This is a genomic window from Tolypothrix sp. VBCCA 56010 (assembly GCF_050875635.1).
Lineage (GTDB): Bacteria > Cyanobacteriota > Cyanobacteriia > Cyanobacteriales > Nostocaceae > Hassallia.
Window position 1 is genome coordinate 29,302 of the sequence record NZ_JBPAOH010000006.1, and the last position, 12,078, is coordinate 41,379.

At 38.7% G+C, this 12,078-nt stretch carries 11 protein-coding genes; 10 read left to right on the forward strand and 1 reads right to left on the reverse strand.

From position 1 onward, the window contains the following. Nucleotides 1-197: 197 nt before the first annotated feature. The gene (gene dxr, locus AABK37_RS03425; RefSeq protein WP_432550201.1) at nt 198-1,394 is read right to left on the reverse strand and encodes a 1-deoxy-D-xylulose-5-phosphate reductoisomerase; all 1,197 of its coding nucleotides are present in this window, start codon (nt 1,392-1,394) and stop codon (nt 198-200) included. A gap of 185 nt (nt 1,395-1,579) precedes the next feature. Here dxr and AABK37_RS03430 point away from each other — a divergent pair, with 185 nt between their 5' ends. The 10 genes from AABK37_RS03430 (at nt 1,580) to AABK37_RS03475 (ending at nt 12,033) form a co-directional block, all read left to right on the forward strand. After that, nucleotides 1,580-1,933 carry a hypothetical protein gene (locus AABK37_RS03430; RefSeq protein ID WP_432550202.1) on the forward strand — a complete coding sequence of 118 codons (354 nt, stop codon included), beginning with the start codon at nt 1,580-1,582 and terminating at the stop codon, nt 1,931-1,933. A gap of 78 nt (nt 1,934-2,011) precedes the next feature. After that, nucleotides 2,012-3,286, forward strand: a complete 1,275-nt coding sequence (locus tag AABK37_RS03435) for a mannosyltransferase family protein (RefSeq protein ID WP_432550203.1) — start codon at nt 2,012-2,014, stop codon at nt 3,284-3,286. Nucleotides 3,287-3,317: 31 nt separating this feature from the next. After that, a complete protein-coding gene (locus AABK37_RS03440) occupies nt 3,318-4,721 on the forward strand; it encodes a DUF2079 domain-containing protein (RefSeq protein WP_432550204.1) in 1,404 nt (467 codons plus the stop codon). 2 nt (nt 4,722-4,723) lie between these two features. Continuing rightward, nucleotides 4,724-6,208, forward strand: a complete 1,485-nt coding sequence (locus tag AABK37_RS03445) for an ArnT family glycosyltransferase (protein ID WP_432550205.1) — start codon at nt 4,724-4,726, stop codon at nt 6,206-6,208. A gap of 117 nt (nt 6,209-6,325) precedes the next feature. Next, complete coding sequence (locus AABK37_RS03450) at nt 6,326-7,063, forward strand: class I SAM-dependent methyltransferase (protein ID WP_432550206.1); 738 nt, start codon at nt 6,326-6,328, stop codon at nt 7,061-7,063. Between the two features lie 44 nt (nt 7,064-7,107). Then, complete coding sequence (locus AABK37_RS03455; protein ID WP_432550207.1) at nt 7,108-8,091, forward strand: glycosyltransferase family 2 protein; 984 nt, start codon at nt 7,108-7,110, stop codon at nt 8,089-8,091. Nucleotides 8,092-8,140: 49 nt separating this feature from the next. Further along, nucleotides 8,141-8,509: an EamA-like transporter family protein gene (locus AABK37_RS03460; RefSeq protein ID WP_432550208.1), complete on the forward strand. Its 369-nt coding sequence runs from the start codon at nt 8,141-8,143 to the stop codon at nt 8,507-8,509. Between the two features lie 29 nt (nt 8,510-8,538). Further along, nucleotides 8,539-9,849 carry a hypothetical protein gene (locus AABK37_RS03465; protein WP_432550209.1) on the forward strand — a complete coding sequence of 437 codons (1,311 nt, stop codon included), beginning with the start codon at nt 8,539-8,541 and terminating at the stop codon, nt 9,847-9,849. Between the two features lie 66 nt (nt 9,850-9,915). Then, nucleotides 9,916-10,146, forward strand: coding sequence for a hypothetical protein (locus tag AABK37_RS03470; RefSeq protein WP_432550210.1), 231 nt, complete (start codon nt 9,916-9,918; stop codon nt 10,144-10,146). Nucleotides 10,147-11,121: 975 nt separating this feature from the next. Continuing rightward, a complete protein-coding gene (locus tag AABK37_RS03475; protein WP_432550211.1) occupies nt 11,122-12,033 on the forward strand; it encodes a polysaccharide deacetylase family protein in 912 nt (303 codons plus the stop codon). Nucleotides 12,034-12,078 lie beyond the last annotated feature (45 nt).

Consider the following 12,078-nt stretch of genomic DNA (forward strand, 5'->3'; position numbering starts at 1 on the left):
GCGACACAAAAAACGGTATGTAAAGTAACGTTTTGTCAAGTAATTAATTACATAATATTATACCAATTTTCCAAAATAATACCACAGTAGGGGCGGGGTTTCCCCGCCCTTTCAGACAATCAATGTATTGTAAAGATTGAGTTTGTATTATTAGCCTTATAACGCTAAAGGCTGAATAAAACAGGCTATTAATCTGATTATCGCAGAGAAATGATACGCGATCGCGCATCGAAATTTTCAGTTGCTGCTAACACTTCAAGTCTTGCCCATTTATCAGCTGCCACAATATCATCTAAAGAAGGATTGGCAGAGTTATCATCTCTAAAGCGATCGCATACCGATTCAATACATCTAGCAATATCTAAAAAGCCAATTTTCTCATCTAAAAATAACGCTACAGCTTGTTCATTTGCAGCATTCAATACCGCAGGCATAGATCCACCAGCTTTACCGACAGCGTAAGCTAGTTTCATGCAAGGATATTTTTGGTGATCTGGTTCACAGAAAGTTAAATTTCCGGCTTTTACCAAATCTAGTTGTTGCCAATCAGTGTAGATGCGATCGGGAAAAGATAAAGCATAAAGTATAGGTAAACGCATATCAGCCCAGCCTAATTGAGCTAAAACTGACGTATCTTGCAGCTCAATCAGCGAGTGAATAATACTTTGAGGATGAATGACAATATCAATATTTTCATAATCCATCCCAAAAAGGAAGTGCGCTTCAATCACTTCCAATCCCTTATTCATCAAAGTAGCAGAATCTACCGTAATTTTCCGACCCATCGACCAATTCGGATGCTTGATAGCGTCGGCAACTGTCACTTCTGCTAACTTGGCTACATCCCAATCGCGGAAAGCGCCACCAGAAGCAGTAAGCAAAATCCGCCGCAAGCCGCCTTTGGGAACACCTTGCAAGCACTGAAATATAGCAGAATGCTCGGAATCTGCTGGTAATAATTTTACACCGTGTTTTTCAACTAACGGTAGAACTACAGGACCCCCAGCAATCAAAGTTTCTTTGTTTGCCAAAGCGATATCTTTACCAGCTTCGATGGCAGCGATGGTGGGTAGCAAACCAGCACAACCAACGATACCGGTGACAACCGTTTGGGCTTCACCGTAGCGGGCAACTTCGATTACTCCAGCTTCACCTGCCAGTAAAATCGGTTGGGGATCGAGGTCTTTTATGGCTTCTTTGAGTGCGGGTAATTTATCTTCATCGCAAATCGCTGCTATAGATGGTCGAAATTGCCGAATTTGAGCCGCTAACAATTCTACATTGCGCCCAGAAGCCAATCCGACAATTTGAAACTGATCCGGATACTGCGAGACAATATCTAAAGTCTGAGTACCGATAGAGCCAGTGGAACCAAGCAGAGTAATCGGTTTCATATTTGTTTTATATTTAAAGACAACTTTACTATAAATTGCTGGGGACAACCCAAGCGCAGCAATGAGATATTATTCTTATTTGGCGATCGCCGCGAGTAAAAAGCTTGTGTGTAAAATATGACAAATTTCTTAGACCTACGAGCAAAAGTGTCCAAAACCCCACCCCCAACTTGAGAACACCGCGATTGTTATTTCGGCGAACTCAAAAGTTATTTTGGCGAACTCAAAAGTTATTTTGGCGAACTCAAAAGTTATTTTGGCGAACTCAAAAGCTATTTCGGCGAACGCAAAAGTTATTTCGGCGAACTCAAAAGTTATTTCGGCGAACTCAAAAGCTATTTCGGCGAACTCAAAAGTTATTTCGGCGAACTCAAAAGTTATTTTGGCGAACTCAAAAGTTATTTTGGCGTGTCCATAACACACTCTACGAAACTACTAGAATTGAAACCTATGCTGGTCATACTTGTGTGTACACCCTAGCGCAAGCGGGGAGGGGACTTTTGGCACAAGCCAAAAGAAGGTGGGGTTCTTGTTTTTGATTTATGCAAAAGTCTATTGCATACTCACAATTAAAAGTAAAACGATGCACAAAACAGTCTCTTGAAAGACTCTAGTTTATGGCTCAAGTTCCGGTACTTATAAGAAAAATTTTCCCAGAAAATGACTTGCTTTATCCAGCAGCGATATGGCTAACAAGCCGAATGTTGATTTGGATAGCGATGTTGCTGGTTGCACCTTTATTGTCAGCACCACCAGGAGGAATTGCAGCGACATTTGGCTGGGGGGTATTTGATGCTTGGGATACTATACATTACCGAGCGATCGCTACTTCTGGTTATGAATACGCCGATGACGGTAAAGGACACAATCTTGCCTTTTTCCCGCTGTTTCCCTTAATAGTTCGCTTCGTCATGGCTGTTGGTTTGCCGTTTGAAGTGGCAGGCACGCTGGTAAACAATATAGCATTTTTGGCAGCGCTTTACTGCTTGTATTTTTGGGTAAAAGAGCATTACGGGAAGGATTCTGCACGGTGGGCTACTGCTGTCTTGGCTTGGTGTCCGTTGTCGATGTTTGCAGCGGTGATTTATACTGAAGGGTTATATTTATTGCTGTCTACAGCAGCTTTGCAAGCCTTTGACAAACAGCGATATGGCTGGACAGCTTTTTGGGGTGCAATGGCGACAGCAACACGTCCAACGGGCATCGCATTGATACCCGCGTTAGCGATCGCTTCGTTTCAACAACGCAGACCACCGATTGCTTATGTCGCGTCTTTTGCGACTGTGATCGGCTTACTTTCATTCAGCTTGTATTGTGCAATTAAATTTGGCGATCCTTTAGCATTTATCCAAGCACAACGAGGATGGAGACCTTCTTTAGGCTTTGATTGGCTGGGTTGGTGGAAAATGCTAATGCAAATTACAGTTGGTACAACCAATTGGAAACATGGCGCAATAAAAGATCCGTTGCATCCGTTGTTATTTGCGATCGTTGTCGCTTTTGGATATTTCTTATGGCGCTTTCGGCAAAAATTAGGTTCTGCAAAAGTAGATTATGGTTTTGCGGCTTTATTCTTATTGCTGTGGCTATTAGCAGGCGATCCGTTAATTAATACAATCTCTGTCTTCGGTGGTATTTACTTGTTATGGCACTTACGCAGTCAGCTGACACCAGTCACAGTAATTTATGGGTTCTGCGGGTTAGCCTTAATTTTTGCTTCTGGGGGAACTTGGTCACTAAGTCGTTTGGTCTACGGCATTGTATCCTCAAGCGTAGCTTTTGGTGTATTATTATCTCGCCATCCTCGTTGGGGATACTTAACACTGTTCTTCTTCGCCATATTACTCGTTAGTTTGAGTATTAGATTTGCTCAAGAACTGTGGGTAGGTTAAAGCGAAGTGATGAGAAGATAAAGAGCTTAGGGTGAAAAAACTTGTTTTTCAACTTGGCGCTGTCGGTTGGGCGATCGCCATCAGTGCCTTAATTCTATTTGCGTGCAGCAGTTTACGACATACCCTGTTTCAATCAGGAGTTTTCGATCTCGGAATTTACGACCAGGTTGTTTACTTAATTAGCCAAGGACTGCCACCTATCTCTTCTTTTTTAGGCTTTCATCACATGGGCAACCATGCAGCCTGGGCAGTCTATTTACTCGGTTTACTGTACAAGATTTACCCTAGCGCATACTGGCTGTTAGCTGTGCAAGCAGTGGCGTTAGCTTTGGGTGCTTTGCCTACTTACTATCTTTCACTGCAAGCCGGACTGAAGCAAACTCAAGCAACCACAATGGCAGCAGTTTATCTGTTGTACCCCTTAATTTTTAATGTCAATATTTTTGAATTCCACCCAGAAGTCATGGCTGTCCCCGTATTGCTGGGGGTAGTTTTGGCAGCGCGGCTAGGTCAAGTAGGGTGGTTTTGTATAGGCATTATCTTTATTTTGGGCTGTAAAGCCGTTTTATCGCTGACAGTTGCGGCGATGGGCTTTTGGCTGCTGGTGTTTGAGAAGCGGCGCGTGTGCGGTATATTCGCTTTGATTGCTGGGTGCGCTTGGTTTTTGATTGCTAGTCAAGCGATTATTCCCTTCTTCAGCAATCATGAAGCAGCAGCGGTACAACGTTATAGCTATCTAGGCAACTCAGTTTTAGATATTGCCAGAAATCTCATCCTTCAGCCAGGGTTGATATTAGGGAGAATCTTTTCATTAGATACCCTCGGATATTTAGCACTGTTAATTGCCCCGGTGATTTGGGGACTTGCACCAAGACATCTAACTCCTTTGGTGAGTGCTATTCCCGCATTAATTTTGAATATTCTTTCTGATAAGCAAGCGCAACGCGACTTAATTCACCAGTATTCTTTACCGATACTGCCTTTTTTGATTTTAGCTGTAATTGCCAGTTTAGCTGCGGGTAGAGGATGGCTGCGTTCGAGACGGGTTATTATTTTGTGGGCGTTGCTAGCTTTTATAGTGCTGGGAAAGTATGGCTATTTTTGGTCGCGATATCTCAGATCAATTGATAATTGGCAAGCAACACGAGAAGCGATCGCCCAAATTCAAACCAAAGGCGCTGTTTTAAGTACTCACAGTATTTGCCCGCATTTAACCCACCGACAACAGATCCAGTTTGTCGATGATTTAAGCGGTTTCATCCCTGATTTTGCCCAATTTAAATATATATTGCTCAATGTGCGTCACCCAGACGGTACTCGCAATCCACAGTTTGCTACCAACTTAGTAAACAAGCTGAAAAATACGGAATTTTTGCGACTAAGCTACCAGCGTGATGACGTTTATTTATTTGTGAAAAAATCGTCGGCAAAGTGAGTATGCCCAAACTGAAAAATATTTTTATTCACCTGCTGATTATGTCTTTGTTTGTTGGCTTTGTACTTGCCATCAGGTTCAAGCCAATTACACAGTCTTTGGAATTAGACTACGACGAAGGACTGAATTTAATTAAAGCTTTTCTTTACGGACAAGGGTTTTCTCTTTACACTCAAATTTGGAACGACCAACCACCCCTTTTTACCGTTATTTTATCGCAATGGTTTCATTTATTCGGTCAGTCCATCTTTGCTGCCCGCTTTCTAATCATACTTTTTTCAGCACTATTAATTTGGTGCTTTTATCAAATTATCAACAGTGAACTCGGAAAAATACCAGCTTTTGTTGCCACACTTGTATTATTCACTTCTGGGCTATTTATTCGCCTGAGTTTTTCCGTGATGATTGGTATTCCCTCGCTATCACTGGCAATGCTTTCGATTTATTTTTTAAATCTTTATCAAAAGCAGTATCGTCAGCCTTTTCTGATTTTGTCTGGAGGTTTATTAGCGTTATCTTTGCAAATCAAATTTTTGACAGTATTTCTGATTCCTTTAATGCTTTTTTCTCTGGCATTGACAAATGTAACGATTTTTCCAAAAAAGCAACTGAAAATTATTCTTCAACCTTTTCTTTGGTGGCTTGGTAGTCTGGGAGTTGTTTTTTTATTAATTGGCTTGTGCTTTCAGCAATTTTCTCATTTAGACCAGATATTTGAATCTCATTTTCACCAACCGAGTGAAATAAAATTAGTAAATTTTAATAATTTTGAGTATCTCAAAAAGATAATCAGTCCAGATTATGAATATATCTTTCTAGCGTTTCTCGGTATCCTCACAATTATTATCAAAAAACAGCGAAATGGTCTTTTACCTTTAGCTTGGCTAGTAACTGCAACACTAATTTTAATAAAACATAAACCAATCTGGTATCATCATTACCTTTTGCTGACTATTCCTATCTCTTGGTTAGCTGCTTATGCTATTGCTTCATTTCTTGATTTCTGCAAAAATTGGCATCATTCTAAGTCATTAAAAATAAAAAAATTCATATTTTTGATACTAAGTGCAACTTTCATTTTCTTGATGATTACAACTCCAGCCAATCCCAAAGGTAGACCTCCCACAGATGTAGAAGTTATACAACTGTTATTAAAACACAAAAATTCAACTCATTGGGTATTTACAGACCGTCCAATCTATGCTTTTTATGCTGGGTTGCGCGTCCCTCCAGAAATGGCAGTAATATCATATAAACGGCTTAACTCAGGAGATTTAACATCTAAACAATTGCTGACTATCTTACAAAATTATTGTCCTGAACAAATGGTTCTTGGAAGGTGGATTTCTCAAATAAAGAGTGATAGTGACTTTATGGCTTATATTAATGAAAATTATTCAAAAATCTACACAGACGAAAAAAAGACCGTAGAACATTATCTCTTAAATAAAGTTCACAAATGTACACCCAAGCATAGTTTAGAGTGAATTAGGACTTACGCACTCCTTCACGGATGGGACGAACCGCGAAGGCACGAAGGACACGAAGGAATAAGAGTTGCAGAGAGTTTTTGCGTAAGTCCTGTGAATAAGAAGTAACACTTTATGGACAAAGACTTTTACCTACAGTATGCATCCGTTGAAGATAAACATTGGTGGTTTGTCGGTCGGCGGATGATTATAGAACAAGCGATTCGGAAACTAAGTTTACCGAAAAATGCCCAAATTCTCGAAGTTGGTTGCGGTACGGGTGGTAATTTGAGAATGTTAAAGAGTCACGGTCAAGTTTCAGCGATGGAGTTGAATGAAATCGCTTGTAAAATTGCCAATGAGCGGCAAGTAATTCCGGTTAAATTGGGTGGCTTGCCTGATAAAATTCCTTTTAGCAAAGAGTATGACATAATTCTCATACTCGATGTTTTGGAACATCTTGATGATGACTTGGCAGCACTTTTAGCATTGCATAGAAAATTAAAGACTGGAGGAGCATTGTTAGTTACAGTTCCTGCTTACCAGTTTTTGTGGAGCCAGCATGATGAAATTAACCATCATAAACGTCGTTATGTATTGAAAAATTTGCAACAAATTGTGAGAAAGGCTGGCTATACTGTTCATTACAGCAGTTATTTTAACTTTTTTTTGTTTCCTATCGTTGCAGGCGTGCGTTACTTGCGAAAACTTTTAAAACTTGAAAGTAATTCTCTTGATAACAGCGATTTGCATTTGCCACCGAAACATATCAATAAGTTTTTAAGTTTATTATTTGCAAGCGAACGTCACTTAATGAATTTGAGCCTTCCTTTTGGCGTATCTATTTTGCTTGTAGCACATAAAAATAAATAAAATTTATGAAGGTTATGATTTGCAGTAAAACATACATAAGAACAGTGAATAAACCAATCTACTCTATAGTTATACCGATTTATAACGAAGAAGAGAACATCACCGAGATGTATCGTCGTCTGAGTAATTTAATCGAGCAATTAGACGGTGAGGCTGAGTTAATTTTAATTGACGATGGAAGTCGCGATCGCTCTTTAAACATGATTCGCGAACTTCACCATTGCGATCGTCGCGTGCGTTACCTCAGTTTTGCACGCAACTTTGGTCATCAAATCGCTGTAACTGCGGGTTTGAACTTCGTTCAAGGCAAAATCGTCATCGTTATGGATGCCGATTTGCAAGACCCCCCAGAGCTAATTTTACCCATGATAGAAAAATGGCAACAAGGCTATCAAGTAGTTTATGCCCAGCGTCTCTCTCGCAAAAAAGAAAGTTGGCTCAAACGCTTGACAGCTTACGCCTTCTATCGCATACTCAGAATTTTAGCTGATGTAGATATACCACCCGATACAGGTGATTTTTGCTTGATGGATCGGCAAGTGGTAGATATTCTCAATGCAATGCCCGAACGCAACCGCTACATTCGCGGTTTAAGAGCGTGGGTAGGTTTTCGGCAAACATCTGTATATTTTGAACGAGATCCTCGCTTTGCTGGCAAAGAAAAGTATACTTTCGGTAAGTCTTGGGCATTAGCAGTGAATGGAATAGTTTCCCTGTCAAAAGTTCCCTTGAGACTAGCCACTTATTTAGGAATGCTCTCAGCAGCGATCGCTCTATTAATGATACTCTTAGTGCTGTACTGGCGCTTATTCGATCCAGCTTCTCCATTAATTGGCTTCACATTAATTACAATTGGTCTATTTTTCTTGGGTTCTGTCCAATTATTCTGTATTGGCATTTTAGGCGAATACATTGGTCGTATTTATGAAGAAGTCAAAGGTCGTCCTGTTTATATCGTCAAGGAAATTGGTGATGTAAATCATACAACAACACCCGCGTCTAAGCCATCTCGTCATTCATCAATTTAATTCGTAGCAACATATATAAAAACACTACAATAATTTTCAGGTAAGTTTTGTGACTTTACAAGAATTTTTTTTACTGTTGATGTCTGTTCTTGCCAGTGTAACAGGACAGTTTTTTTTAAAATTAGGCGCACTGAAGTTAGACAGAGTTAATTTAGGTAATGCTGTTAATTTAGTTTTGGGCATTATTACAACACCGGAACTTTTAACCGGACTAGCTTTCTACGGTCTAGGTGCTGTTGCTTACATCCTTTTGTTAACTAGAGTCAATTTAAGTGTTGCCGGTCCTTCTGCATCGTTGGTTTATGTTTTTTCAGTCTTGCTGGGTTACTTCATCTTTAAAGAATCAATTCCCTCGATTCGTTTAATAGGCTTAAGCTTAATTGTAGGTGGAGTTATATTAGTTGTCTGCCAAAAATAAATCAAATTATCAATGTTAAAAATAAATAAATGACAAAATTCTTTAATAAAAATCTCACCAAGCTAATAGCATATACAAACAAAAATATTTTTTTTGTAGTAGCGATGTGGCTATTGAGCCGATTTGTCATAGCCGTTGCTATGTTGTTAATTGCCCCTTTATTTACCGCTCCCGCAAATGGTATTGCTGCCACATTTAGCTGGGATGTTTTCACTGCATGGGATAGTATTTGGTATCATTTAATTGCAACTTCAGGATATCAAACTACCGATAATGGAGCATTATATTCAACTGCATTTTTTCCGTTATTTCCCTTAATTATCCGACTTGTTATGAATCTTGGCTTGCCTTTTGCAGTGGCAGGCACATTGATAAATACTTTTGCATTTTTAGCTGCTTTGATAATACTCTATTCTTGGGTAAACGAAAGTTATGGTAAAAGTGCGGCACGGTGGACAACTGCTGTTTTAGCATGGTGTCCTTATTCAGTTTACGGAACTGTAGTTTACACAGAAGGATTATTTTTATTGTGCAGCATATCTGCTTTGCGAGCTTTCGATAAAAGACAATATATTTGGACAGTTTTTTGGGGTGGATTAACTACAGCAACACGAGTAACTGGAATCACACTCATACCTGCTTTTTTGTTTGTCTCCTGGAAAGAACGCAGAGGTTTAAAAGCCTATGTTGCTAGTTTAGCTGTTAGTAGCGGTTTGCTTCTTTACAATTTGTATTGCCAAATTAAATTTGGCGACGCTTTCGCATTTCTTCACGCACAAAAAGGATGGCGTTCTTCGGTCGGGTTTGACTGGCAAGGTTGGCGGAAAATGTTGATGCAAATCGTCATCGGTCCAACTAATTTAAATGGCTATATTCAAGATCCATTGCATCCTTTACTATTCGCAATTATTATCGGTAGCAGTTATTTGTTATGGCGTTTTCGCGGCAAGTTCGGTGCTACCAAGGTGCGCTATGGATTTTATTTACTATGGATTTTGCTATGGTTATTAACACGCAATTCCTTACCTAACGATCAATTTACAAGTGAACCATTAATTAAAATATTAATTATTTTCGGTGGTGTTTATTTACTTTGGTTTTATAGAAATAAAATTCCTCTGGTTGCTGTTATATATGGTTTTTTATCGTATGCATTAATTCTTAATACCGGACTTACCGCTTCTGTTGAACGTTACGCTTATGGTATTGTGTCGCTGTCGTTTGCATTTGGACTATTGCTTGCTCGTTATCCGCGTTGGGGATATGCAATTATAGGATTTTTTGCGATTATTTTAGCCACCTTTGCTGTACGATTTTCCCAAGAACTTTGGTTAGCTTAAACTGTAGTAAGCACTGAAGTGCTTACTACGAGAAGAAATCATATTATATAAATCCTAAGTATATATTTGTTATGCCGCTTACGTCGGGAACTTAGTTTAATTACTGTTGTCTATGGTTTTTGTGGCATCGGTATGTTACTGGCATCGGGAGGTACAATTTCTCTAAATCGTTTGTCTTACGGTATTGTATTGAGACGCGATCGCATGTGGGGTGCTGCTTGTGCTCGTCATTTTGTTTGGGGACGCGCAGAATCATGTCATATTACTAATTATTTAACTGGGGCATTTAGTATATAAAAATACACCCTTACTCAACATTTTCAGTGTTGCTCGTATTCAATATTACTTTTTGATTGCAAATTAAATGCTTCAATCAGACTAGAGTATACAGTATTTTAACTGGCTTAAGCAACAACTTTTTTCTGGGTTCAGTATTTATACTATATTCAAGGAGATATAATTGTAGTATGACTAAAGTAATAACTGCAATCAACTAATAGTTAAAAGTGGCAGACAATAAGACAGTGTTTTAGTCTCCATTGATACTTAATAGCCAAAGTATCATAATTTAAAATTACCCTGATTCAAATCAGGATAGTTAGTAAATTACTTTTATTGTATGCACGTTGACGAACTAGCACGTCGCGGCAAAAATAAAGCTACGCTACCATTTAAAATTATTGAAATGCTTGCTATACAAGCATTTTGAGTTTTGTCAGAGGTAATTCTAAGGGTATTAGTGCATCTTGCTTCATAGAAACTATATTAAGTTAATTTACATTTAAGTAATTAACAAACGGCAAAAGATACATTGAGTAAATTCCAAATTTAACTATCTTTTAAAAAGGAAGGAATAACATTTAGCAGTACAATATTTTTTGTAAAGTATGAATGACAAAGGATAAAGCATGAAAACAATAAAGCCTTTTCGTCTTGGTCTGGTGACAAAAGAAGGATAAATTATCTCTGAAGTCTTAACTTCATTTTTTGTCTGACACTTAAAATTCATATTAAAAAATAACAAATATGTTTAGGCAAATGATTTGTTATTCATATAGCTATTATTAGCTACTATCGCCTCAAGCCGGATAATCTAAGCTGAAATTAAACTTGTGCAATTAATTTGCTCAATTTTTATTATATTTCTGTTAATCAATTCTTAATTCTTCAGGATTACCAGAAAAAAAGTTGGTATCTAATAATTACAAAAAATGTGCTATAAAGTACCGTCAGAACCGAGACTGATGGTTCGACCCTTGAAGGAGCTATGACGTGGAAAACAGTAAGTCGTTTTTTTGGTCGCAAGGAATCATAATTGCTCTGCTTGCCTTAGGTAGCAGTTTAAGCCTTGGTTTAATGATGCCTATTAACCCAAAAGCTTCCGAGGCAAAAAGTAAAATTAGTATAAATTCAAACAATAACTCTATTAGTATAGAAACAACTCAGCGCATTGAGCAGTTCAAATCGGCGATGCTGAGAACTTGGCAGCAAGAAGCCAAAGCAAAGGGTCTTGCTTACAGTGTGCCACAACGTTTTCAAGGGGTAACGATCGCAGAAGCAAAACTCAGTCCAAATCACAAAGTAATTGCTCTTACCTTTGATGATGGTCCTTGGATTGGAAGTACAGCTAAAGTACTGGATATTCTCAAAAAAAATAACATTAAAGGCACATTTTTTATTGTTGGGCAAATGCTGAAACAGCATCCAGAATTGGGTGTGCGAATTGTGACTGAAGGTCATGTCATTGCTAATCATACTTGGACTCACAGATATCATTCCATGAATCCACAAGTAGCGGCTTACGAAGTTGAGAGCACATCTGACCTGATTTATCAAACTACTGGTGTGAAAACAACTTTGTTCCGACCACCTGGGGGGATGATGAACAATGGAGTGGCTGCTTACGCCAGAAACCAAAAATATACAATAGTCATGTGGTCTGCTGACTCTCTAGACTACAGCCGTCCAGCTTTATCTAGATTAATAAGTAATGTGACGAGGGCATCAAAACCGGGCGGAATTGTGCTGCTACATGATGGTGGTGGTAATCGTTCCAGAACTGTACAAGCTTTACCACAAATTATTGACTACTTTAAAAAGCAGGGTTATAGCTTTGTCACTGTACCAGAACTTTTAGAAATGCAAGATAAAGACCAAAAGTTAATGACAGCTAAAAAACAATAGTTATTAGTTATTAGTTATTAATCATTAGTTAAGTTAATAACAATT